Source organism: Kitasatospora sp. NPDC048540 (assembly GCF_040651175.1).
Taxonomy (GTDB): domain Bacteria; phylum Actinomycetota; class Actinomycetes; order Streptomycetales; family Streptomycetaceae; genus Kitasatospora.
On the sequence record NZ_JBEZIR010000013.1, the window covers coordinates 12,855 to 37,330 of the forward strand.

Annotated in this window: 18 protein-coding genes, 1 tRNA gene and 1 pseudogene; 10 read left to right on the top strand and 10 right to left on the bottom strand. The window is 70.8% G+C overall.

Annotation, left to right across the window (positions count from 1 at the left end; all coding sequences use genetic code 11):
- Window positions 1–440 precede the first annotated feature (440 nt).
- Window positions 441–1,712, top strand: a complete 1,272-nt coding sequence (locus AB0D08_RS07965; RefSeq protein ID WP_033817692.1) for a nucleotide sugar dehydrogenase — start codon at window positions 441–443, stop codon at window positions 1,710–1,712.
- Entirely contained in the window at window positions 1,709–3,181 is a 1,473-nt protein-coding gene (locus AB0D08_RS07970) for a glycosyltransferase (RefSeq protein ID WP_359886951.1), read from the top strand. Before AB0D08_RS07965 ends, AB0D08_RS07970 begins: the two co-directional genes overlap by 4 nt.
- Window positions 3,182–3,264: 83 nt before the next feature.
- Here the strand turns inward: AB0D08_RS07970 and AB0D08_RS07975 are convergent, their stop codons facing one another.
- The 4 genes from AB0D08_RS07975 to AB0D08_RS07990 all read right to left on the bottom strand — a co-directional run bounded on the left by AB0D08_RS07975 (window position 3,265) and on the right by AB0D08_RS07990 (window position 8,242).
- Complete coding sequence (locus tag AB0D08_RS07975; RefSeq protein WP_082526142.1) at window positions 3,265–4,797, bottom strand: polysaccharide deacetylase family protein; 1,533 nt, start codon at window positions 4,795–4,797, stop codon at window positions 3,265–3,267.
- Between the two features lie 205 nt (window positions 4,798–5,002).
- Window positions 5,003–6,424: a cellulose binding domain-containing protein gene (locus AB0D08_RS07980; protein ID WP_033817693.1), complete on the bottom strand. Its 1,422-nt coding sequence runs from the start codon at window positions 6,422–6,424 to the stop codon at window positions 5,003–5,005.
- Between the two features lie 379 nt (window positions 6,425–6,803).
- Window positions 6,804–7,715: a LamG domain-containing protein gene (locus tag AB0D08_RS07985; RefSeq protein ID WP_033817694.1), complete on the bottom strand. Its 912-nt coding sequence runs from the start codon at window positions 7,713–7,715 to the stop codon at window positions 6,804–6,806.
- 456 nt (window positions 7,716–8,171) lie between these two features.
- Window positions 8,172–8,242, bottom strand: a tRNA-Gly gene (locus tag AB0D08_RS07990).
- Between the two features lie 257 nt (window positions 8,243–8,499).
- Here AB0D08_RS07990 and AB0D08_RS07995 point away from each other — a divergent pair.
- Window positions 8,500–8,721: a hypothetical protein gene (locus AB0D08_RS07995; protein WP_033817695.1), complete on the top strand. Its 222-nt coding sequence runs from the start codon at window positions 8,500–8,502 to the stop codon at window positions 8,719–8,721.
- Between the two features lie 48 nt (window positions 8,722–8,769).
- Window positions 8,770–9,345, top strand: a complete 576-nt coding sequence (gene dcd / locus AB0D08_RS08000; RefSeq protein ID WP_033817696.1) for a dCTP deaminase — start codon at window positions 8,770–8,772, stop codon at window positions 9,343–9,345.
- A 123-nt stretch (window positions 9,346–9,468) separates the two neighbouring features.
- Here the strand turns inward: dcd and AB0D08_RS08005 are convergent, their stop codons facing one another.
- The 5 genes and pseudogenes from AB0D08_RS08005 to AB0D08_RS08025 all read right to left on the bottom strand — a co-directional run bounded on the left by AB0D08_RS08005 (window position 9,469) and on the right by AB0D08_RS08025 (window position 16,447).
- The gene (locus AB0D08_RS08005) at window positions 9,469–10,371 is read right to left on the bottom strand and encodes a metal-dependent hydrolase (RefSeq protein ID WP_359886954.1); all 903 of its coding nucleotides are present in this window, start codon (window positions 10,369–10,371) and stop codon (window positions 9,469–9,471) included.
- Window positions 10,372–10,517: 146 nt separating this feature from the next.
- On the bottom strand, window positions 10,518–11,438 hold the full coding sequence (locus AB0D08_RS08010; RefSeq protein WP_359886957.1) for a YIP1 family protein: 921 nt from the start codon (window positions 11,436–11,438) through the stop codon (window positions 10,518–10,520).
- Window positions 11,439–11,658: 220 nt separating this feature from the next.
- Window positions 11,659–12,732 (bottom strand): annotated as a pseudogene (locus AB0D08_RS08015) (NDP-sugar synthase); the annotation flags it as partial.
- Window positions 12,733–12,934: 202 nt separating this feature from the next.
- Window positions 12,935–14,086, bottom strand: a complete 1,152-nt coding sequence (locus AB0D08_RS08020; RefSeq protein ID WP_359886960.1) for a LamG domain-containing protein — start codon at window positions 14,084–14,086, stop codon at window positions 12,935–12,937.
- Between the two features lie 144 nt (window positions 14,087–14,230).
- On the bottom strand, window positions 14,231–16,447 hold the full coding sequence (locus AB0D08_RS08025) for a (Fe-S)-binding protein (protein ID WP_033818293.1): 2,217 nt from the start codon (window positions 16,445–16,447) through the stop codon (window positions 14,231–14,233).
- A gap of 327 nt (window positions 16,448–16,774) precedes the next feature.
- On the opposite strand from AB0D08_RS08025, the gene dnaK reads away from it, so the two are divergent.
- The 6 genes from dnaK (at window position 16,775) to AB0D08_RS08055 (ending at window position 23,316) form a co-directional block, all read left to right on the top strand.
- On the top strand, window positions 16,775–18,616 hold the full coding sequence (gene dnaK / locus AB0D08_RS08030) for a molecular chaperone DnaK (RefSeq protein ID WP_359886963.1): 1,842 nt from the start codon (window positions 16,775–16,777) through the stop codon (window positions 18,614–18,616).
- Window positions 18,613–19,221 (top strand): nucleotide exchange factor GrpE, encoded by a 609-nt coding sequence (gene grpE, locus AB0D08_RS08035; protein WP_359886966.1) that lies wholly within the window; start codon window positions 18,613–18,615, stop codon window positions 19,219–19,221. The genes dnaK and grpE overlap by 4 nt, the downstream gene beginning before the upstream one ends.
- A gap of 90 nt (window positions 19,222–19,311) precedes the next feature.
- Window positions 19,312–20,460, top strand: a complete 1,149-nt coding sequence (gene dnaJ / locus AB0D08_RS08040) for a molecular chaperone DnaJ (RefSeq protein ID WP_033818290.1) — start codon at window positions 19,312–19,314, stop codon at window positions 20,458–20,460.
- Window positions 20,461–20,464: 4 nt separating this feature from the next.
- Window positions 20,465–20,965, top strand: coding sequence for a helix-turn-helix domain-containing protein (locus AB0D08_RS08045; RefSeq protein WP_233288916.1), 501 nt, complete (start codon window positions 20,465–20,467; stop codon window positions 20,963–20,965).
- 204 nt (window positions 20,966–21,169) lie between these two features.
- Window positions 21,170–22,192: a helix-turn-helix domain-containing protein gene (locus AB0D08_RS08050; RefSeq protein ID WP_051811777.1), complete on the top strand. Its 1,023-nt coding sequence runs from the start codon at window positions 21,170–21,172 to the stop codon at window positions 22,190–22,192.
- 497 nt (window positions 22,193–22,689) lie between these two features.
- Window positions 22,690–23,316, top strand: coding sequence for a hypothetical protein (locus AB0D08_RS08055; RefSeq protein WP_051811775.1), 627 nt, complete (start codon window positions 22,690–22,692; stop codon window positions 23,314–23,316).
- Between the two features lie 16 nt (window positions 23,317–23,332).
- Here the strand turns inward: AB0D08_RS08055 and AB0D08_RS08060 are convergent, their stop codons facing one another.
- On the bottom strand, window positions 23,333–24,310 hold the full coding sequence (locus AB0D08_RS08060; RefSeq protein WP_051811773.1) for a LuxR C-terminal-related transcriptional regulator: 978 nt from the start codon (window positions 24,308–24,310) through the stop codon (window positions 23,333–23,335).
- Window positions 24,311–24,476: the final 166 nt, after the last annotated feature.

Genomic DNA, 24,476 nt, shown 5'->3' on the forward strand with positions numbered 1-24,476 from the left:
GGAACCGACGGCGCCTTCGGGGCGTCCGCCTCACCGCCCTCGCCCCATCGATGCATTTCCGGCTAAATGCGGACAATAAACCCCGAGCTTTCGGTTTATGCATCAACTGCCCGCTTGGAGGACATAGCGGGCCGACCCCCAGGGGCGTGTGATGTGCATCACCATCCTCCCCACCCCCCTGCCCCGACCACCCCCACAGCACTGTGCGAACATCTTCACGGAAGTCAGGCAGTTCTCCTGGCGACCGTCTCGGGGGTGGGAAGGATCGCACCGCTGCCCGGTCCGGGAGAATGATCCACAGCCGGAGCCGGGACTTCGAGCGTGAACATCCGACATATTCCGGGGGGCGACGAAAGGCGCCGTGAGCGGAAATTCCTCCGGCGAACCGGGCAGAGCACCGTTTTATGTCTCTTGACCAGACCTTTGGAGTAGCAGGCGTCATGAAGTCCCGCAGAGAAGCCGATCTCGTGGTGATCGGCCTGGGATACGTCGGACTTCCGCTGGCCCGGGGGGCCGCGCGGGCCGGACTGCGGGTGATCGGTCTCGACCGCAGCGCCGCCGTGGTGGACGGCCTCAACACCGGGTGCTCGCACGTCGACGACATCTCCGACACCGATCTCGCGGCCATGCGCGAGCAGGGCTTCCGGGCGACCACCGACGGCTCGGTGATCGCCTCCGCCGAGACCGTGGTGATCTGCGTCCCCACCCCCCTCACCGAGCACGGCGCGCCGGACCTGCGCGCGGTGGACAGCGCCGTCGCCACGGTGGCCGGGCACCTGCAGCCCGGCACGCTGGTCGTCCTGGAGTCGACCACCTACCCCGGGACCACCGACGACGTGGTGCGCCCGGCCCTGGAGGCCGCCGGCCTGCGGGCCGGCACCGACTTCCACCTCGCCTTCTCCCCCGAGCGCATCGACCCCGGGAACCCGTCCTTCGGCCTGGAGAACACCCCGAAGGTGGTCGGCGGCTGCACCCCCGAGTGCACCAAGGCGGCCCGCGGGTTCTACGAGCGGTTCGTCAACGAGGTCGTGGAGGCCAGGAGTCCGCGCGAGGCGGAGATGGCCAAGCTCCTGGAGAACACCTACCGGCACGTCAACATCGCCCTCGTCAACGAGATGGCGATGTTCTGCCGGGAGATCGACGTCGACCTGTGGGACGCCATCCGCTGCGCGGCCACCAAGCCCTTCGGCTTCGCCCCGTTCTACCCGGGGCCCGGGGTCGGCGGCCACTGCATCCCGATCGACCCGAACTACCTCTCCTACAAGGTCAAGTCGCTGGGCATCCCGTTCAGGTTCGTCGAACTGGCCCAGGAGATCAACCAGCGGATGCCCGTCCACGTCGTGCACCGGGCCGCCGACCTGCTCAACGAGCGGGCCAAGGCGGTGCGAGGCGCCCGGGTGCTGCTGCTGGGCGTCACCTACAAGCCGGACATATCGGACCAGCGGGAGACGCCGGCCACCGCCGTCGCGCTCGAACTGCGGCGCCGCGGCGCCGACATCCGCTACTACGACCCCAACGTGGCCGACTGGGCGGTGGCCGGCGAACCGGTCGCCCGGGTGACGGACTATCTGGCGGCCTCGGCCGAGGCCGACCTGACCATCCTGCTGCAACCGCACAGCACCATCGACCTCGCCGCCCTCGCCGACCGCGCCGAGCTGCTCTTCGACACCCGCGGCAGGACCAGCGGGCACCCGAAGGCGGTACAGCTGTGAGCCGCAACCGCAACGACGACGACCGCGAGCTGCCCGCCTCCGCCGCGGCCCCGGCCCGGCGCCGCGGCGGCCGGCAGGGGCACCGCAAGAAACGGCACCTGAAGGTTTCGTACGTGGTGTTCGTGGCGCTGGCCGCGTTCATCGCCACCAAGATGGACGCCTCCTCCGTCCACCTGTACTCGCTGGCCGCGGTCGGGCTGCTGTCGGTCAAGATGTTCCTGGCACTCTTCTACCGGCCGCGGCGGGCGACGACGCCCGAGCTCCAGCGCCTGGACGAGATGTGGGTGACGGCGGTCCTGCCGATCTACAACGAGGACCCGTCCATGTTCGAGCAGGGCCTGCGCAGCCTGCTCGCCCAGAGCCGGCTGCCCAACGAGGTCCACATCATCGACGACTCCAGCGCCGACCCCGGCGGCCTCACCGTGGCCCGGCGGATGGCCCGCGAGTTCGAACTCGCCGGGGTGATCTTCAAGGTGAGCGCGCAGCCCGAGAACCGGGGCAAGCGCGAGGCCTTGGCGCGCGGGTTCCTGGACGCCCCGTACTCGGACGTCTTCCTGTGCGTCGACTCGGACACCGTGCTGACCAGGGACACCGTCCGCGAGCTGATCGTCCCGCTGGTCGACGACCGGGTGATGGCCTCGACCGGGATGGTCCTGGCGCTCAACCACGACGCCAACATCTTCACCCGCCTGCAGGACCTGCGGTACGGCAACTCGTTCCTCTTCGAGCGGGCCGCCTACTCCCAGCTGAAGTCCGTGCTGTGCTGCTGCGGCGCGCTCTCCGCCTACCGCGGCGACCTGGTCCGCAAGTACCTCCCGGACTTCCTGAACCAGCAGTTCCTGGGTAAGCCGGCGGTGTTCGGCGACGACCGGCGGATGACCAACTACTGCCTCACCGAGGGGCAGGTGGTCTTCCAGGAGACCGCCGTCGGCTACACCGCCGTCCCGGAGAAGCTCCCGCACTTCCTGCGCCAGCAGGTCCGGTGGAACAAGTCGTTCTTCCGGGAGTCGCTGTGGGCGCTGCGCAACCAGCGGATCACCCGGCCGGCGTTCTGGCTCACCGTGATGGAGATGGGCCTGTGGCTCGTCTTCGGCACCGCGATGCTCTACTCCCTGGTCATCAGTCCGGTCCTCGACCCGGTCGGGTTCATGCGCCACATCGGCGACTACCTGATGTTCATGGTCCTGATGGGCTACCTGCGCAACGTCCGCTACCTCGACTTCCCCCGGCGCAACATGGGGCTGATCAAGCGGTTCGGGATGTTCATGCTGGCGCCGGTCTACGGCGTGATCCAGCTGACGCTGCTGACGCCGCTGCGGATGTACGCCCTGGTCACCCTCAACAAGGGCAAGTGGGGCACCCGCGAGGCCGGCGTGGAGGTCACCGTGCAGTCCGGCCAGGGCGGCGACTACTCGGCCATGTGGAACGAGGACGAGGCCGAGCCGGCCATGAGCGGCAGCCGGGCCTGACCGCCCCCCGGGCGCGGTACCGGGAACGACGCGACGAGGGGCTCCCGGGCACACGCCCGGGAGCCCCTCGTTCCGTACCGGGGTCAGGAGTAGTGCTTCATCGCCTCGGAGATGGTGACCACCGGCATGCCGCGGGCGGCGATCGCCTCCATCACCTTGGTGACGCCGGCCTGGCTGATCTGGGTGCTGGCCACCGGGCTGCCGGCCACGATGTCGTGGAAGCAGAGGATCAGCCAGTCCCCGCTCTTCGCGCAGCGGTCCAGCTTGCCGCCCGGGCCGATCACCTCGGCGAGCGTCGAACCGCCCACGTTGTCACCGTCGTTGAGCCCGGTCAGAGCCTTGAGCCGGTACGGCATGGCCGGGGCGAACGACTCGATCGTCTCGTAGATGATCGACCTGGCCGTGCTGAAGTGCCGGCTGGCGATCCGGTCGACGCCGACCCCGTCCGAGGTCTCCTGGAACGCGCCGTGCGGATAGGCGAAGTTCTCGGTGCTGAAGCGGTTGGAGGTGAGCCAGTCCCGCAGCTTGCCCATGTCCTCGTCCACCTGCTGCGAGGTGAGCTGGTTGTAGCCGGAGTTGTGGGCGGCGGTGGAGTAGGCGTGCCCGGCCATCTCCCAGCCCGAGGACTCCTGCATCGTCCGCATCTGGTCGATGGTCAGGTAGTTGGCGGTGCCCGCCGCCTGCGCGATGTTGTACATCGTGCCGGGGAAGCCGTGACTGTTCATCACCGGCCGGGCGAGGTCGAAGACCGAGCTGTAGGAGTCGTCGAAGGTGATGGACACCGCGCCGCGGGGGAAGATGGTGCGGGTGTCCGGGAGGATCTCCACGGACTGCAGGTGGTAGGTGACCCGGCTGTTCGCGTCGTCGTAGGCCACGAACGACATGTCGGTGAAGCCCGAGGTGGCGGACGGCACTCCGACCGGGGAGAGGCTGAAGGACCCGGCCGTGTTGGTGACGTCGGCCCACTGCAGGTGCACCACCACCCACTCACCGGACTGGACGTAGTTCGCCGCCTTGGTGGAGTGGGTGTGGAACTGCCACTGGAAGTTGTTGGCCAGCGAGCCGGTGCCCAGGTAGAAGCCCAGCTTGTGCAGGTGGGTGGTGTCGTCGACGCGCAGCGTCAGCCTGATCATCTTGTTGGTGAGGTCCAGCTTCGGCATCCCGGTCCGGCGGACGTAGGACTGCCGGCCCGACCCGTCGGTGGTGACCCGCACCGACTGGGTGCCCTGCAGGAACAGCGAGGCGTCGTTCAGCTCGTAGCCCGCGGTGCCCGCACCGCCGGCCGACCAGCCGTGTCCGGTCTGGAACTGCTGGGACCAGGTGGCCCGGCGGCTGCTGGGGTTGTACCCGGCCGGGGTGAGGATCGGCAGGTCGGAACCGGCCTCCTTGGGCTTGCCGGTGGCCGACGCCGACGCCGCGGCGGTGCTCGCCGCCGTCGCGGGGGAGCCGGCCGCGGGGTCGTCCCCGCAGCCGGTGAGCAGGGTGCCGCCGGCCGCGAGGAGCCCGCCGGCGCCGGCCAGCCGCAGAGCCGAGCGCCTGCTCACACCGCTACCGCTCAGGAGCCCGGCGGGGGGCGTCCGGAGTCCGAACGGGCTCTGGGTCGGCTCGTGGCTCATGGTTGGCTCCTGTGTGCGATCGGACCGGCGGAAGGCGCGCGCACTCAGGCGTCCTGACCGCAGCGTTCCACCCACCCCAGCCGAGGAGCGTAGCGGAACGATTCTCCACGGCCCCTGGCGGTCCTTCTGTGTACGGTCCCCGGGTTCGAGGACCGGGTCCCCGGGTCGCGGTCCGGCCGCGGCCCGGGGACCGGGGAGTTTCGGGTCAGGACTTGGGGACGGTGTTGATGTAATTGGTGCCGCTGCTGTAGTAGTCCGCGACCGTCTTCTCGACGTCCGCCTGGGACATCGCCTGGTTGGCGTTGTAGTAGAACCAGTTGATCTTCATGTCCCAGCTGCGCTGGCCCTTGAAGGGCAGGTCCACGAACCAGGTGTTGAAGTTGACGCCCATCGTCTGGCGCGGGAAGTACTTCCCGTTGCTGCTGAACAGCTCCTTGCCGTCCAGCGAGTAGGTCGCGACGCCCTTGACGGCGGTGATCACGATGGTGTGCCAGCCCTGCAGGCTCGCGTTGTGCCGACGGGTCACCCGGTCGCCGTTCTTGGCGCTGTACCAGCTGGTGGTGTCCAGCACCGGGCCGGGCGAACCCCAGCCGCCGTTCGGCATGTACTCGTTGTCCAGCTCGCTGTAGAGCGAGTCGTTCGAGGAGATCGTGTAGAACGACTGGTTGATGTGGTCGCCGGGCTGACCGCTGCTGGGCTGGTCGCTGAAGAAGATCCGGGCGGCGTAGGTGCCCGTCAGGAAGTCGGTGTCGGCGTTGTCGACCTGGGCCTGGGTGGTGCCCTGCTTGGTCCCGTCGGTGCTGGCCCTCAGCTGCAGCGTCTGCCCGCCCTGCGCGGTGGGCTCGGCCGGGAAGCTGACGCCCGCCGCCGACCAGGTGTCGGCCACGCCCGGACCGCCCTTGCTGGTCCGGATCCGCCAGCCGTGCTTGACCAGGGCCGGGTCGGTCGCGCCGCTGTAGTGGAAGTTGTCGAACGCGATCCCGGCCGGCGCGGCCGGCTTCGGGTTCGCCGCGGCGGCCGGCTGGCCCGACGCCGCGGTGGAGTCGGCGGGCTGGTCGCCCCAGGCGAGCTTGCCGGCTATGTACGCGGTGACCAGCTTCGCGGGCTTGAAGCTGGTGTTGGCGGGCTCGAACGAGCGGTCGTCGGCCTGGTTCAGGTCCTGGTGGTCGAGACGGTAGAGCTGGAGCTGGATGCCCTTGCTGTTGACCCCGGGCTGCAGGCTGCCGGCGCCCGCCGTGAAGCTGAGCTCCAGGTAGTGGTCTGCCTTGTCCGACGGGTTGGCAAGCGCGACGATGGTGCCGTCGATGTTCGCGCAGCCGACCGCGGCCTCCACGCAGTTGAAGCCGTACGGGACGCCCCCGTCCGCGGTGAAGTAGTACCGGAGCGTCACCTCGTTGAGCGGGATCGCCTTCTTGGAGCTGTTGATGACCTCCAGCCACGGCTTGGCCACCGGGACCACGGCCGTCGGCTCGGTCCTGTGCCGGATGGTCAGATCGCTCGGATCGGGATGCGCGGCGCGCCAGGCCGGGTAGAGCGCGTTGCCGGCCGCAACGAGCACGATCACCAGGAACAGCAATTTGAGCACGTTCCAGACGCGCCGACGCGACGCGCTGCGGGCAGATCCCACGGGAGCTCCTAGCACAGGTGCGACGCGTTACCGAGGGCGCGCCTTCAAATGATGTTCAGAATTGACCGGATTCGCCTGCCATCCTAGCCAGTGCGGGCGCTGCCCCCGGGGCCGGACCGGAAATTCCGGTGTGACGTGCTCAACAGCGCACCGCGGCCAATTCCGTGACACACCGACAGTCACCGGCCCACCGCTCCCCGACCGCCTCCGTCCCGAGAATTCCGGGAACCCATGTCCTCCGGCGACGGAAATGCGCGAGGGAATCCCATCTCTCGTCAGATATCCCCGTGCAGGGAGATTCCGAGGTCAGGACCGGTATCGGCCGGACCGCCGAATCGGCGGCGTTCCGGGCGGCCGGAAGGCCGCCCGGAACGGGAGGTCAGAACCGGAACCAGGTCGCGCGCGCGGCGACGTCCGTCGAGCGGTCCTTGGCGACCTGGGCGATCCCCTCCGGGGTGAGCGCCTGGTCCCAGATCTGGACGTCCGCGATCGAACCGTCCCAGGCGTCGGCCCAGTGGGACTTGAAACGCGCCCGGCCGATCTCGATCGGGCCGTTGGTGGACAGGATCCCGGACACCGGGGTGGTCATCGCGAGGGCGCCGTTGACGTAGAGCGCGATGCTGCCGGCCTTGGCGTCGTACACACCGGTCAGCGTGGTCCACTCGCCGATCGGGACCGAGCCGGGGGCCTCCGCCAGAACGGCCTTGCCACTCTCCGCGGCGGTCTGGACCTTGAACACCCACTGGTTGTGGCCGGGCCGGAAGTCGCGTCCCAGATAGAAGGAGAAGAATCCGTCGCTGCCCTGGGACAGGATGGCCCGGGGCTGCTCCGGCGCGTTGTTGCGCACCACGGCGGAGACGGTGAAGCTCGTGCAGGTGTTGACCACGACCGAGTCCGCCTCGGCGTAGCCGTCGGCGCTGCCGCGCAGGGTCAGCGCCAGGCCGCTGTGGCCGTCGATGGTGCCGACGTGGGTGCCCGCACCGAGGCGGACGTCGTTGGCGCCCTTCGAACCCGCGGGGGAGGGCGCGATGCAGTTCGGCGCCGACGCGACGGGCTGGTCGTCGGCCGACGGCTTCTTGTCACCGGTGCCGCGCAGGACCACCGCGGTCGCCACCATGCCGGCGACCACCAGCACACCGACCACGCTCAGCACGATGCGCATCCGGCGCTTCCTGCGGGCCTCGCGCTCGGTGGCCTCGGCCATCGCCGCCCAGTCCGGAGTGCTGTCGTTCATCGCCGGCTGGAAACCCGGCGCGCCCCAGCCGTCGTTGCCGCCCTGGCCGCCGCTCACGTTTCCCCCACTTCCCCCAGCACTATCCATGGGTCGAAACTTTAGGCCACCCGGGAGGATCCGCAAGCACCGGGGGGCCGCAGATCCCGGGCCCACTCCGGCCGTCCCGCCGCAGGCGGGGGCCGCCCCGTCCCGCCTACCGGACACTGCCCAGGTCGCCGGGTGACAAAACGGCCGAAAGGGGCGCCGGTCCGCCGGTTTGCGATGACGTTCACGACGCAATCGTCCCCACGCAGACAATTCGCATTCCCGGCGCCGCCGACGTAATCGCCGCCCCCCGCCCGGAAATGGCCGCGGGAACGGATTCCCCACCCGCCGCCGGAGGCTTCCGGCCCGCACCGGAATGCCGCCGCACCGTGGTTCCGGCGGCCCGCACGCCCGCCCCGTCGGCCCCGACTCCGGCCGGCCCCGGACAACGCGAAAGCCCCAGGCCGTTGACCTGGGGCTCTCACTCCGAGCGGGCGACGAGAATCGAACTCGCGCTATAAGCTTGGGAAGCTCATGTTCTACCATTAAACTACGCCCGCATTGACGAGCCGTCAGTGACCGCTCGATCGATCACCACTGTACCCCATCCGCGGAGCCATCCGGGCGTCCGGCATGAACGCGGCGCCGGGCCGGTGCGGCGGGCCCTGCCGGGGCGTAGCGTGTGGGCCGCCCGGTCGAGGTGGAGGGCGGCGAGCCGCTGTGCGTGATGTCCGGAACATCCCCTAATGTGACGCTGTCGCCGGGGCGCACGCAGCGCCGGGCGCAGGGTGTCCGGGCAAGACTGGGAAGGGGACCGATGGATCAGCGCACCGTCGTTCGTTGTGCCGAGGGGCATCTGTTCAGCACCACCACGTTCCCGATGCAGAACCTCGGTGCCGGCCGGCTCGGCCCGGGGAGACTGATCCGCTGTCCGCAGTGCGGGCGGCTGCGCAGCTCGGTACCGGCCGATCCGGGTGAGCTGTCGGCGCCGCAGCTGGCGCGGGCGCTGCGGCTGGAGGCGGCCGAGTTCCTGGCCTGAGCGGGCGCGATTGGTCGGGCGCCCGCAGGTGCACGTAACCTCGGTGGCGTGCTGCTCTCTGACAAGGACATTCGTACCGAGATCGACAAGGGTCGGGTCGTGATCGACCCCTTCGACCCCTCGATGGTCCAGCCGTCGAGTATCGACGTCCGGCTCGACCGCTTCTTCCGGGTGTTCGAGAACCACCGGTACCCCCACATCGACCCCTCGGAGGAGCAGCCGGACCTGACCCGGCTGGTCGAGCCGGAGGGGGACGAGGCGTTCATCCTGCACCCGGGCGAGTTCGTGCTGGCGGCGACGTACGAGCGCCTCACGCTGCCGGACGACGTGGCCTCCCGGCTGGAGGGCAAGTCCAGCCTGGGCCGGCTCGGTCTGCTGACGCACTCCACGGCCGGGTTCATCGACCCCGGCTTCAACGGGCACGTCACCCTGGAGCTGTCGAACGTCGCGACGCTGCCGATCAAGCTCTACCCGGGTATGAAGATCGGGCAGCTCTGCCTGTTCCGGCTGTCCTCGCCGGCCGAGTTCCCGTACGGCTCCGAGCGGTACGGCTCGCGCTACCAGGGTCAGCGCGGCCCGACGGCCTCGCGTTCGCACCTGAACTTCCACCGCACCGACATCTGAGCGGCGCGGACCGGCCGCGCGGACGCGGCGACGACGACGAGGGGCGGCCGGGTGACCGGCCGCCCCTCGTCGTGTTCCCCCCGTCGTGCTCCCCCGCCCCTGTCGGCCCCTGCCGTACGGGGTTCAGGCGCGCTTGGGGCGGGTCACCGCGACCAGTTCACTGCCGTCCTCGGACAGGGTCAACTCGGTGCGCAGCTCGGCGAGTTCGCCGAGGTGGTGGAGGTGGGTACCGCCGCAGAAGATCTCGGCGGTGCCGGCCGGGAGTTCGCACTGCCAGCGGCGGCGGGCGGTCAGCTCGGGCCCGGGGACCTCGATGCGGACCTGCGCGTCGGCCGCGACCCAGGCGGCGAGCCGCTGGTTGACGGCTTCGGTGACGGCCGGCAGGGCGTCGGCGAGGGCGGGGAGGTCGTCGGCCGCCTCGGTGGTGAAGCCCTTCTTGCGCAGCGACTTGCCCAGCCGGTAGGTGTCGGTGCTGGCTTCGGTGTCCATCACCGAGCTCGCCATGGCGAGGCTGTCGAAGTCGGGGTTGCCGAAGGCGTCGCTGCGGCCCGGGTCCTTGCGCCAGCGGGCGGCGAGGGCCTCGTTGAGGGCGAGGGCGAGCAGGTGGCAGCCGCTGTGCGCGGCGGACAGCAGGCCGCGGCGGTGGGCGTCGACGCTCAGCTGGGCGGTGCGGCCGGCCGCGGCGGCGAGGGCGTCGGCCGAGGACTGCGGCAGCACGTGCAGGACCAGCCAGGACCAGTCCTCGTCGCCGCGGCGCACCGGGATGTCGGCGCCCACCAGGACCTCGCCGCCGTCCGGGCCGACGGCGCCGGTCAGGCAGTCCACCACCGGGTGCTCGACGCCGTCCACGGTCAGCGAGCCGTAGTCGGCGGGCTGGTCGGGCCAGGTGTGGTCGAGCGGGTGGAAGGGCGTGGCCGCGGTGATCACGGCGGTGCGCCCGTCGGGGAGCCGGTGCACGGCGAGGATCTCCGACTCGCCGTGCACCGTCCCGGCCGGGAAGCTGACGTGCGTGGTGGGGAGGGTCATTCGATGGCTCCGGTCGCGGTGGGGCCGGCGGTCGCGGACGTGACGGCACGGGCGGAAGCGGGCAAAGCCAACAGCCTATAGCCCGCGGTGCGCGGGGCCCGGTCACCGTCCGACCGCCGGGGTGCCCGGGCGTCGGTCGGTACGGCTCAGCCCAGGGTGGGCAGCTTGATCAGGACCAGCAGCGCGAGCAACTGGAGGGCCGCCGCCCCGGCGGCCTTGCCCCAGGGCAGGTCGTGGACCCGCCGGACCATCGTGGTCAGCAGGACCGCGCAGAGCAGCCAGGTGGCCCAGCCCACGGCCTGGACCACCATGTTGTCGGCGGGCAGGAACAGGGCCAGCAGCAGCCTCGGCGCGTCCGTGGTCCAGCCGATCAGCACGGCCAGGCCCACGGTGGACTGCCAGGGCCCGTCGCCGCCGAACTGGCGGGCGAGGGCGTAGGTGACCGCGCCGAGCACGGCGCCGGCCAGGGTGAAGCCGACGGCCGCGCCGGCGATGGCCCACACCGCGACGGAGAAGGTCGAGTTGACCACCTCGTTGTGGGTGGAGCCCATGCCGAGGACGGCGAGCACGCCGTAGATCAGCGAGACGCACAGCGCGGGCAGCCAGACCTGGTGGTCGCGCATCCGGGCGAAGGTGCGGGCGGGCTCGCGGTAGATCCCGGCGAGCAGGGGCCGCCAGGCGAGCCTGGGTCCGGTCGGCGGCGGGGTGCTGCGGCCGCCGGCCCGGTAGACCGCGACGTTGTCCTGGCCGCCGTAGCCGTCGGGCCCGGTGCCGTAGCCGTCCGGCCCGGCCGGGTACCCGGCGGGGGCGCCGTACGGGTCGTAGGGGCCGTAGGGGTCGTCGCCGACCGCGAAGGCGCGGGTGTGTCCGGGCTGGTCCGCCGCGTACGGGTCGCCCGTGCCGGCCGGGTGGGCGTCGGGCTGCGGGTAGGCCTCCTGGGCCGCGGTGAAGTACTCCGGCTGCCCGGTCGGGCCGCTCCCCTGGTGCGGGGACGCCGGGCCGCCCGGTGCGGGCCAGCCCTGCCGGGGGTCCCCGCCCTGCCCACTGTCGTATCGATTACCTGCCACGGGATCGACGGTACCCGTTCGTGCTGACCGGCCGTCGGGTGATCATGGCCCTGTGGGGAGATTGGGGCCGTCCTGTGACGACCCGCCGGACCGCCCGGCCCGGGCGCGGTGGCCCGGGCACGGTGCGGCGCGGTCAGCGGCTGGCGACCTCGGAGCGGGTCTGGCCGCTCCCGTGCACGGCGGCGGCCGAGACCTGGCCGGCCGGGCACCCGCCGGGGCCGGCCGTGGTGCGCACCGCGCCGACCGGCAGCAGCGTGCCGCAGGCGACCCGCAGGCCGCTGGGCAGCTCGTTGTCGGCCTCGACGATGGCGCCGTCACCGATCACGGCGCCGTCCAGCGAGGTCCGGGCGCCGACGGTGGCGTACGCGCCGACGATCGAGTCCTTGACGTACGCGTCCGGGCCGATCACTGCGCCGGCCAGGATCACGCTGCCCTCGATGATGGCGCCGGCGGCGACGCTCGCGCCCTCGGCGACCACGGTGCCGGAGCTGAGCACCGCGCCCAGGTCCACCTCCGCGCCGGGCAGCAGCAGCGCCTCGCCGGTCGGGCCGGGCACGGCCGGGGAGTCCACCTTGCCGAGCACCAGGTCGGCGGAGCCGCGGACGAAGGCGCCGGGGGTGCCGAGGTCGAGCCAGTACGAGGTGTCGACCACGCCGCGCAGCAGGGCGCCGCTCTCAAGCAGCTCGGGGAAGGTCTCGCGCTCGACGGAGACCTCCCGACCGGCGGGGATGCGGTCGATGACCGAGCGGGTGAAGACGTAGCACCCGGCGTTGATCTGGTCGGTGACGATCTGCTCGGGCGTCTCGGGCTTCTCGAGGAACTCGAGCACCCGGCCGGCCGCGTCGGTGGGGACCAGGCCGAAGGCGCGCGGGTCCTCGACCCGGGTGAGGTGCAGGGTGACGTCGGCGCCGGCGGCCAGGTGGCTGTCGCGCAGGGCGGCGATGTCGACGCCGGAGAGGATGTCACCGTTGAAGATCAGCACCGGCTCGTCCGGGCCGCAGGTCAGCCCGGAGGCGGCGTTGCGGATCGCACCGCCGGTGCCGAGCGGCTCCTTCTCGGTGAGGTAGACCAGCTCGATGCCGTACGGGCTGCCGTCCTGGAAGTGGTCCTCGAACACCTCGGCCAGGTAGGACGTGGCGAGCACGACCCGGGTGACCCCGGCGGCCGCGGCGCGGGCCAGCTGGTGCGCGATGAACGGGACGCCGGCGACGGGGAGCATCGGCTTCGGCGTGTGGGTGGTCAGCGGGCGCAAGCGAGTGCCCTTGCCACCGACCAGCATGATGGCCTCGGTCATGGACTGCGCTTCTCCAAGTTCCGGCGTGTCCGCGGCCGGGGCCCCAGGGCCGACGGCTCGCGACTGACGTGCGCTGCGCCGACCGTCCGGGGACGTTCGGCAACCCGCATGTCACGGGTCTGGCGATTACTATATTTGGCTTCTCGGTGCACCCCGCCCGCACCCCCGGAGGAGGGCTCCGGCCCCGGCCGGGCGAGCCGGGTCAGGGGAGCAGCCAGGCAGCGGTGGCTGGGACGCCGGCCGAGGTGCCGCCGGTTCCCTTCAGCTGGGCGACGGCCCCGGCGGGAAGGGCCCGGTCCCAGACCTGGACGTCGCCGATCGCCCCGTCCCAGAAGTCCGTCCAGGCGGACTTGTAGCGGACCCGGCCGATCTGGAGCGGGCCGCCGGCCTGCCAGATCCCGGTGACCGGGGTGGTGTTGGCCAGCTGGCCGTCGACGTACAGCTGGATCTTCTTGGTGGCCGCGTCGTAGACGCCGGTCAGCAGCGTCCACTGGCCGGTGGTGGCACTGCCTCGGGAGAACGCCTGGTAGGTGGTGTTGTCCTGGGCACCGGCGGCGGTCTGGACCTTGAACACCCACTGGTTGTGGCTGTCCCAGTAGTCGCGGCCGAGGTAGAAGGAGTAGTAGCTGTCGCTGCCCTGGGTGACGACGGCCCGGCCGCCGGTCGGGGCGTTGTTTCGGACCATGGCGGAGACGGTGAAGCTGCGGCCGGTGTCGACCACCGGGCCCGCGCTCTGGCCGTAGCCGTCGGCGCTGCCGTGCAGCACCAGGGTCGACCCGCTGTGGCCGTCGGTCGGCCCGACGGCGGCCGCCGGGGCGAGGGCGATGCCGTGGCCGCCAATGCGGTCGTCGAGCTGGGCGGGGGCGGCGGGCCCGCCGGGTGCCGCGGGTCCCGTGGACGGCTTCGTGGTGGCGCCCGGTGTCCGGCCGCCCGGGGTCGGTGCGGCGCCGGACGGGCCGGCCTGGTCGCCGGGGGACGCGGCGGGTGCGGCGCTCGCGGAGCCGGACGCGGAGGCGCCGGGCGGGGCGCTGCCGGTGCCGCTGCCGCCGTCCGGGGTGAGCGCGGGTGCGGAGGCCGGGGCGGCCGCGGGGTGCCGGTCCCCGCCGGGCCGGGCGGCCAGGACGGCGGTGGCCACCAGGGCGCCGACGAGCACCACGCCGAGGGCCGCACCGCCGGTCCTCAGCAGGCGGCGCCGCCGGTGTTCGCGTTCGTTGTCCTCGGCCAGCGCCGCCCAGTCGGGCGTCGCGCTGGTCACCGGCGGCAGGTAGGCCGCCTGGGCGCCGCCCGGCGCCGTGCTCCCGCCGGGGAAGCCCCCGGTACCGCCGCCATCCGGTATGCCCCCGCCATCAGTCATGGCCGAAATGCTAGGGCACCGGTCCTGCCGGGCCGCGGCCCGCCCGCCGGCGCCGGCCCAGGACGCACCGCGGCCCCGCTGCCGGACGGGGCAGGCGGGGCCGTGGTGTGACGCGGGATCAGTCTCCCGTACGGGCGGGGCGGATCACGCCTCGACGGGCTCGGGCTCGGCCGGGACGGGCTCGGCCTTGACCGACTCCAGCAGCAGCTGGGCGACGTCGACGACCTTGAGGTGCTCCTTGGCGGCGCCCTCGTTCTTCTTGCCGTTGACCGAGTCGGAGAGCATCACCAGGCAGAACGGGCAGGCGGTGGAGACGATGTCGGGGTTGAGCGACAGGGCCTCGTCCACGCGCTCGTTGTTGATGCGCTTGCCGATCCGCTCCTCCATCCACATCCGCGCGCCGCCGGCGCCGCAGCAGAAGCCGCGCTCCTTGTGGCGGTGCATCTCCTGCTGGCGCAGGCCCGGGACCTTGTCCATGATCTCGCGCGGCGGACTGTAGACCTTGTTGTGGCGGCCCAGGTAGCAGGGGTCGTGGTAGGTGATCAGGCCCTCGACCGGGTTGACCGGGACGAGCTTGCCCTCGTCGATCAGGTGCTGCAGCAGCTGGGTGTGGTGGATGACCTCGAAGTGGCCGCCCAGCTGGGGGTACTCGTTGGCGATGGTGTTGAAGCAGTGCGGGCAGGTGGCGACGATCCGCTTGACCGGGGCGTCCTCCAGCGCTGCGTTCAGCGTCTCGACGTTCTGCGCGCCGAGCATCTGGAACAGGAACTCGTTGCCCAGGCGGCGGGCGGAGTCACCGGTGCAGGACTCCTCCTTGCCGAGGATCGCGAAGTTCACGCCCGCGGTGTGCAGCAGTTCGGCGAAGGCCTTGGTGGTCTTCTTGGCCCGGTCCTCCAGCGCGCCGGCGCAGCCGACCCAGTAGAGGTACTCGACCTCGGCGGGGTCGATGTCCTCGCCGATCACCGGCACCTCGATGCCGGTCTCCTTCTTGAGCTCCTTGACCCAGTCCAGGCGGGCCTTGGTGGCCATGCCCCACGGGTTGCCCTTGTTCTCCAGGTTCTTGAGCATGGTCCCGGCCTCGGTCGGGAAGGAGCTCTCGATCATCACCTGGTAGCGGCGCATGTCGACGATGTGGTCGATGTGCTCGATGTCCACCGGGCACTGCTCGACGCAGGCGCCGCAGGTGGTGCAGGACCACAGCACGTCGGGGTCGATGACCCCGCCCTCCTCGGCGGTGCCGATGAGCGGGCGCTCGGCCTCGGCGAGGGCGGCGGCGGGCACGCCGGCCAGCTGCTCGGCGGTGGCCTTCTCCTCGCCCTCCATGTCCTTGCCGCCGCCGGCGAGCAGGTACGGCGCCTTGGCGAAGGCGTGCTCGCGCAGGCTCATGATCAGCAGCTTGGGCGAGAGCGGCTTGCCGGTGTTCCAGGCGGGGCACTGCGACTGGCAGCGGCCGCACTCGGTGCAGGTGGAGAAGTCGAGGATGCCCTTCCAGGCGAAGTGCTCGACCTGGGAGACGCCGAAGACGGCGTCGTCGGCCGGGTCCTCGAAGTCGATCGGGGCGCCGCCGCTGGTCATCGGCCGCAGCGCGCCGAGGGCGGTGGAACCGTCCTCCTCGCGCTTGAAGTAGATGTTGAAGAAGGCGAGGAAGCGGTGCCAGGCCACGCCCATCGACGGGTTGATGCCGATGGTGGTCGCCCACGCGAACGAGATCGAGATCTTCAGCATCGCGAACAGGTAGATCAGGTTCTCCAGCGTCCCGTGCGACAGGCCGCGGAAGGCCGCCACCAGCGGGTAGGAGACCAGGTACGCGGCCTCGTAGGAGTCGACGCCGGCCAGCGCCCCCTCCAGGCCGCGCAGGATCATGATGCACAGGCCGATGCCGAGGATCGTGTACTCGACGTAGAAGGCCTGCCAGGCGATCGAGCCGGCGAACCGGGACTTGCGGCCGGACCGGGACGGCAGGCTGAGCAGCCGGATCACGATCAGGACGGCGATGCCCAGGGTGGTGAAGGTGCCGACCAGCTCGGTGAAGACCTCGAACGGCAGCCAGTGGCCGATCAGCGGGATCGCCCACTCGGCGTCGAAGAGCTGGCCGAAGGCGGTGACCAGGGTGCTGACCAGGGTGAAGAAGCCGACCGCGACGAACCAGTGCGCGACGCCGACGACGCCCCAGCGGTTCATCCTGGTGTGGCCGAGGAACTCGACCGCCACAGTCTTCACGCGCTGGACGGGCTGCCCGGTGCGGGTGGCGTCCGGCTGGCCGGTCTTCACCACCTTGTAGATGTACGCGGCCGCCCTGGCGGCGAGCGCGATGCCGATCACAGTCGTGACCAGCGAGATGACGATCGCTGCTAGCTGCATCGGCTCTCCGTCTCCAGCGGCTGGTGTCCCACAGGTCTGAAACAGGGGGACGGGTAAAGGGGTCCCCCCGATTGTACTGATCGGTAACTTACCGATCCAACGGGCCGGACACTACCGCTCCTTACCACTGATCCATAAGACGCTCAAGGTATGGCGGCAGTCACTAAGGACAGGCTCACCCGTACGGCTCAGTCCCGGTCACGCCGGGCCGGTGACATAAGGGCGCAGTAAAGTTGAGCGACACGGACTCATAGCTGTTGACGCTCGAGGGGTCGTCGTGCATCCTTGAGTCCGTACAGCTCAACTTCTTCCATGGAGGTATTTACGATGGCACGCGCGGTCGGCATCGACCTCGGTACGACGAACTCCGTCGTCAGTGTTCTTGAGGGCGGTGAGCCCACGGTCATCACCAACGCCGAGGGCGCTCGGACCACGCCGTCCGTCGTCGCCTTCGCCAAGAACGGCGAGGTTCTGGTCGGCGAGGTCGCCAAGCGCCAGGCGGTCACCAACGTGGACCGCACCATCCGCTCGGTGAAGCGCCACATGGGCACCGGCTGGAAGATCAACCTGGACGGGAAGGACTTCAACCCCCAGCAGATCTCCGCCTTCATCCTGCAGAAGCTCAAGCGGGACGCCGAGGCGTACCTGGGCGAGACGGTCACCGACGCGGTGATCACCGTCCCGGCGTACTTCTCCGACTCCGAGCGCCAGGCCACCAAGGAGGCCGGTGAGATCGCGGGCCTCAACGTCCTGCGCATCGTCAACGAGCCCACCGCGGCCGCGCTCGCCTACGGCCTCGACAAGGACGACCAGACCATCCTGGTCTTCGACCTCGGCGGCGGCACCTTCGACGTCTCGCTGCTGGAGATCGGCGACGGCGTGGTCGAGGTGAAGGCCACCAACGGTGACAACCACCTCGGCGGTGACGACTGGGACCAGAAGGTCGTCGACCACCTGGTGAAGGTCTTCCACGCCGGCCACGGCGTCGACCTGTCCAAGGACAAGATGGCCCTGCAGCGTCTGCGCGAGGCCGCCGAGAAGGCCAAGATCGAGCTGTCCTCGTCCTCCGAGACCTCGATCAACCTGCCCTACATCACGGCCTCCGCCGAGGGCCCGCTGCACCTGGACGAGAAGCTCACCCGGGCCCAGTTCCAGCAGCTGACGGCCGACCTGCTGGAGCGCTGCAAGCACCCGTTCCACAACGTCATCAAGGACGCCGGCATCCAGCTGTCCGAGATCGACCACGTGGTCCTGGTCGGCGGCTCCACCCGCATGCCCGCCGTCGCCGAGCTCGTCCGCGAGCTGACCGGCGGCAAGGACGCCAACAAGGGCGTCAACCCGGACGAGGTCGTCGCCATCGGCGCGTCCCTGCAGGCCGGTGTGCTCAAGGGCGAGGTCAAGGACGTCCTGCTGCTCGACGTCACCCCGCTGTCCCTCGGCATCGAGACCAAGGGCGGCATCATGACCAAGCTGATCGAGCGCAACACCACGATCCCGACCAAGCGCTCGGAGATCTTCACCACGGCCGAGGACAACCAGCCGTCCGTGCAGATCCAGGTCTACCAGGGCGAGCGCGAGATCGCGGCGTACAACAAGAAGCTCGGCATGTTCGAGCTGACCGGCCTGCCGCCGGCGCCGCGCGGCCTGCCGCAGATCGAGGTCACCTTCGACATCGACGCCAACGGCATCATGCACGTGGCCGCGAAGGACCTCGGCACCGGCAAGGAGCAGAAGATGACCGTCACCGGCGGCTCCGCGCTGCCGAAGGACGACATCGAGCGCATGATGCGCGAGGCCGAGCAGTACGCGGAGGAGGACCACAAGCGCCGCGAGGCCGTGGAGACCCGCAACCAGGGCGAGCAGCTGGTCTACTCGACCGAGAAGTTCATCGCGGACAACACCGACAAGCTCCCGGCCGACGTCAAGACCGAGGTCGAGACCGCGATCGGCGAGCTCAAGGAAGCCCTCAAGGGCGAGGACATCACCGCGATCCGCGAGGCCACCGAGAAGGTCTCCACCACCGCGCAGAAGCTCGGCGCCGCGCTCTACGCGAACGCCGACGCCGCGGGCGGCGCCGCCGAGGCCGGCGAGGGTGCGGCCAAGGCCGATGACGACGTGGTCGACGCCGAGATCGTCGACGACGAGAAGCCCAAGGGTGGTGCCGCATGACGGAGAAGCCGCAGGGCGAGCAGCCCGGCGACGACTCCGCCGCCGCCGAGGAGGCCGTGATCAAGGCCGCCGAGGAGGCCGCCGCCGGCGGCACCTCGGAGGAACTGGCCACCGCCAAGCGGGAGCTCGCCGAGCGCACCGCCGACCTGCAGCGCCTTCAGGCCGAGTACCAGAACTACCGCAAGCGGGTCGAGCGCGACCGGCTGACGGTCCGCGAGATCGCGGTCTCCAACATCCTGGAGGCCCTGATCCCGGTCCTGGACGACATCGGCCGGGCCCGCGAGCACGGCGAGGTCACCGGCGGCTTCAAGTCGGTCTCCGACAACCTGGAGACCGTCGTGGCCAAGCTGGGCCTGCAGCAGTTCGGCAAGGAGGGCGAGGCCTTCGACCCGACGCTGCACGAGGCGCTGATGCACAGCTACTCCTCGGACGTCACCGAGGACACCTGTGTGCAGATCCTGCAGCCGGGTTACCGGATCGGCGAGCGGGTCATCCGCCCGGCGATGGTCGCGGTGGCCGAGCCCCAGCCGGGCACGCAGACCACGGCCACGCCGGATTCCGAGGACTCGGAGTCCGACAAGGCTGACGGTGCGGGCGACAACTGACAATCTGTGCGCTGCGGAGTCGTACGTCGTCGAGTACGACGGACGGCTCCGCAGCGCCGTATGGACGCACTTCGGGAGGTGGCGGCAGCCATGAGCACCAAGGACTACGTGGAGAAGGACTACTACAAGGTCCTCGGCGTGCCCAAGGACGCCAGCTCCGCGGAGATCAAGAAGACCTACCGCAAGCTCGCCCGGGAGTTCCACCCGGACGCCAACAAGGGCGACACCAAGGCGGAGGACCGCTTCAAGGACATCTCCGAGGCGTATGACGTCCTGTCGGACGACAAGCGCCGCAAGGAGTACGACGAGGCGCGGTCGCTGTTCGGCGCGGGCGGCTTCCGGGCCGGCCCGGGCGGCAACGGCAGCCAGGGCTTCGACTTCGGCGACCTGTTCACCGGCGCCGGCCAGGCGGGCGGCGGCGGGCTCGGCGACGTGTTCGGCGGGCTGTTCAACCGCGGCGGGCGGCAGGCCCAGCCGCGCCGCGGCGCCGACGTGGAGACCGAGGTCACGCTCGGCTTCGACGAGGCGGTGGACGGCGCGACCGTCCCGCTGCGGATGACCAGCCAGGCCGCCTGCCGCACCTGCAGCGGCACCGGCGCCAAGGCCGGCACCACCCCGCGGGTCTGTCCGACCTGCGTCGGCGCGGGCACCGTCAGCCGGGGCCAGGGCGCTTTCGCGCTCTCCGAGCCGTGCCGGGACTGCAAGGGCCGCGGCATGATCGTCGACGACCCGTGCACCGTCTGCCACGGCAGCGGCCGGGCCAGCTCGGCCCGCACCATGCAGGTCCGGATCCCGGCCGGGGTCCAGGACAACCAGCGGATCAGGCTCAAGGGCAAGGGCGCCCAAGGCGAGCGCGGCGGCCAGCCCGGTGACCTCTACGTCACCGTGCACGTCGACGCCCACCCGGTCTTCGGGCGCAAGGGCGACAACCTGACGGTCAGCGTGCCGGTCACCTTCCCCGAGGCGGCGCTGGGGGGCACCATCGAGGTGCCGACCCTCAAGGGCCCCTCGGTGAAGCTCAAGCTGCCCGCCGGCAGCGCCAACGGCCTCACCCTGAGGGCCCGGGGCAAGGGCGCCACCCGCAAGGACGGCACCCGCGGCGACCTGCTGGTCACCGTGGAGGTCGTGGTACCCAAGCACGTCGAGGGCGACGCGCTGACCGCACTGGAGCAGTACCGCGAGGCCACGGCCTCCGACGACCCGCGAGCCGCCCTGTTCCGGGCGGCGGAGGGAGCGTGACCGGATGATCACTCCTGACGGCCCGATCGGCCCGGGACTCGGCGAGGGCCTGCCCGGCGGCGCCCCCCGCCGGGCCCCCGGCCCCACCCACTACGTGCTGACCGAGGACACCCCGGTCTACGTGATCTCGGTGGCGGCCGAGCTCTCGGGCCTGCACCCGCAGACCCTGCGCCAGTACGACCGGCTCGGCCTGGTCTGCCCCGACCGCACGGCCGGGCGCGGCCGGCGCTACTCGGCGCGGGACATCCAGCAGCTGCGCGAGGTGCAGCGGCTGTCCCAGGACGAGGGCATCAACCTGGCGGGCATCAAGCGGATCATCGAGCTGGAGAACCAGGTCACCGCCCTGCAGTCGCGGGTCGCCGAGCTGGCCGACGCGCTGGACGGCGCCGCCAGCGCGCTCCAGCAGCGGGAGGCCGCGGTGCACGCCTCCTACCGCCGCGACCTGGTCCCGTACCAGCAGGTCCAGCAGTCCAGCGCGCTGGTGGTGTGGCGGCCCAAGCGGTAGTTCCCTGTTCCCCGCCCATCGCCGGTACCCTCCGCATGGGGGGTGCCGGCGTTCGGGCCGTGCTGGGAGAGTTGGGTCCACCGCTCGACCGGCAGGGAACTAGCGAAGTGCAAGTCCCCGACCGGCCGGTTCTGCCTATGATCCGTACTGATCCGCAGAGCTCGCCAAGCACAGGTCAGGGAACAGAGCGGAGGGGAGCTGCACATGAAGGCATTCGGGGACTCCGCCTCGATGGATCCGGCGTCGCTGCTCTCCGCCCCCGCACGCGCGCTCTACCTCTCCGCGATCCGCACCGGTGGCCGGCTGACCGCCGCCGAGCAGAGCACCGTGCAGGCGGAGGTCCAGGAGCTGCTCGACTTCGGCCTGCTGGTCCGGGACCTGGACGACCCGCCGGCGGTGATCGCCGTGGACCCCAAGCGGCTGTCGACCTCGCTCAGTGCGGCCTGGCAGCGGGAGGCTGCCCAACTCCTCGCCCGCTCGGTCGCCCTGACCGACGAGCTGCGGGAGCTCGGCGACGCGTTCAGCGAGCTGAGCGGCCAGGTCGAATCCAGCGGAAAGATCGAGTACGTCCAGGGAAAAGTCCCGATCAATCAGCGGCTGGCGATACTGGTCGACGGCTGCTCACAGGAACTCCTCACCGCGCAGCCCGGCGGAGGCCGGCGCCCGGATACCGTACGCACGGCTATCAACCGTGATCTCGGCGTACTGCGCCGAGGCGGTACCACCAGAACGATCTATCAGCCGAGCGCCCGATACTCCAGTCCCACGCTCGAGTACGTCGAGACCATGACGCAGGCCGGCAGCCACATCCGCACGCTGGACGAGCCGTTCAACATCCTGATCGTGGTGGACCGCAAGGTGGCGATCATTCCCGGCAGCAAGGACATGACACAGGCCTGCTTCGTCACCGACGAAGCAGTGATCAGCTATCTGATACAGACCTTCGACTCGCTGTGGGAACGCGCGATCCCGTTCCAGGGGAACCGCGAGGTGCCACCGCAGGTGCTCTCCAGCCTGCGCCGCCAGATCATCCGCTCGATGCTCCAGGGTGTCGGGCACCGGGTCATCGCCCGCAACCTGGGGTTGAGCGAACGTACGCTGGCCCGTCATATCGCCGAGATGCGCGAGGAATACGGCGTGGACACGCTGTTCCAGCTGGGCTGGAAGCTCGCGCAGGAGACGGACGACCCGGAAGCCGACGACGAGTCGGCCCCGGCCCTCGACTGACGGGTACTACTCCCAGACGCTGTCCTGCTCCGCCGTGACCACGGTCGGACGGTTCTTCAACTGCCAGACGCTGTCGGCGCTGGCGCTGCCCGCTCCGATGAAGAGCGCAGCGCTCACAAGGATGGCTGAGGCGATGAGGCGACGCGCGTTACGCACGAGAGCACTCCCTTCGGTACGGAGCATGAGTTACAGGAAGTATGACTATCGGAACAGGATAAATCCTGCCACCCTCCTGACCGATAGAACGACCGGGGGGTGTGTCATCTCTCTGCCAGGCAGCGAGATGACATCGAGTGCCAGTGGACGACGGACCGTAACGACAGAGACGATCAGTGCACTCTCCACATAGGTCGGCGAGGGGGAAGCACGGGGGCGCCGCCGAGTGACATGAACTCGGCAAATAATTTCCACCTCACCGATATTGATCGCGTTTTCCCGCGTCAACCACACTTCCTTATGGGGGTGCGGTCTCCGCCCCTCCTTCTCCCGGAGTCGACATGAGTGAGCCCTACCTGCGTCATCGCGCCGCCCAGACCCCCGAGGGCCGGCGCGCACGGGTCTTCCTGGCCGCGCCGCTGATGCGGCTCACCGGCCCGGCCGACAGCGTGGTGACCCTGGCCAGCCGCACCCGGCTGACGACCCTTCGGACCACGCTGCTGCGCAGCGGCGCCGCCGTGTACAGCGGGCACCACAGCGACGCCTGGACGGTGGCGGGCCGCGCGCCCGAGCCGCGGGTGCCGTCCGACTTCCGCGCGATGCAGACCGCCGACCTGATCTTCGCCTACGTCGGAGCGCCGCTGTCGGCCGGTGTCAGCCTGGAACTGGGCTGGGCGTCCGCGCTGCGCAAGCCGATCGTGCTGCTGGTCGACGAGGCGATCACCCACAACCCGCTGATCGCCACCATCGAGCAGGTCTCCCCCGTGCTGCCGCTGGTCTTCGACGACACCTGGTCGCAGGAGGCCCTGCACCACACCGTCGAGACCGCCCTCGACTGGGCCGGCATGGCGCTCTCGCTGCGCGAGGGCTTCTGGACGGCGCCCGGCGAGCAGTTCCCGATCCCGCGCCAGCCCGCGCCGAGCACCCGCCCGCACGGCTACTGGTCCCCGGAGATCGCGACCGGCTGACACCGGGCCGCCGCCGTCACTCACCTGACGCCGCCTCCGTCCCGCGCATCTGCCAGCCCAGCTGGAAGAGCGTCTCGGCGTCGTACAGCTCCCGCAGCCGGGAGATGTGCCCCGCCACGGTGCGCTCGCTCAGGCCCATCCGGCCCGCGATGCTGCGCTGCGTCAACCCCTGTGCGAGCAGCCTCCCGACCTGCTCGTGCACCGGCAGACCGTCCGCCTCCTGGTGGACGGAGCGCCACTGGACCCGCTCGGCCCGCGCCCAGTCCCGTTCGAAGACCCCGACCAGGAAACTGACCACCGCCGGATCCTCGATGAACGCGGCGCTGCGGTTGTCCGCGGCGGCCGGCAGTACCGCCACCCGGCGGTCGAAGACGATCAGCCGGGTGAACGGCTCGCTGAGCACCCGGATCCGCTCGCCCAGCTCGGTCACCCGGGCCGCGTACCGGACCGTCGCCTCGTCGAGCCGCGCACCGGGCTGGTAGATCGTCCGGCTGGAGCCGCCGTTCTCCAGGAACCCGCGGGTGCGCTCCAGCGACTGCTCCAGGTGCTCGGCCGGCCTGGCCCCGCCCGGCTGCGCAGCCAGCGTCTCCTCCCGGCACTCCGCCTCGATCTGCAGGATCCGGTGCCGGATCTGCCGGAAGTCGTCGACATGCTGCACCTCGCTGGATCGGTCCACCCGCCGCGGCGTCGCGTCGTAGGCCCGGGTCAGCTCCTCGAGGAGGGTCGGCATCTCCTCGGCCTGGACCAGCATCCGGGTACCGGCCGAGCGCAGGTCCGCGCTGATCCGCTCGCTGACCGCGCGCGGGTTGACGGCGGTGAGCGAGGCGTCGGCGTCATGGTGGATCAGCAGGCCCAGCTCCATCAGCCGCAGCACCGCGGCCGCGTGCCCGTCCGCCACGTCCCGGAACATCACCCGGCCGCCCTGCGCCAGGATCTCCTGGTAGAGCGCCCGTTCCGTCTCGGTCGGCAGCGAACCCGCCACCAGCTCGTTCACTTCGCACCACTCCGCATCCGCCGTACGGGCTGGAAGAGCGTCCGTCCGCGGCCCGGACCGGCCTCCCGGGCGGTCCGCCCGGCCACCGTCCGCCCGCGCGACCCCAGCCGACCCGCCACCGTACGCTGCACCCGTCGACGGCCGAACGGCCGCCCCACCGGTTCGT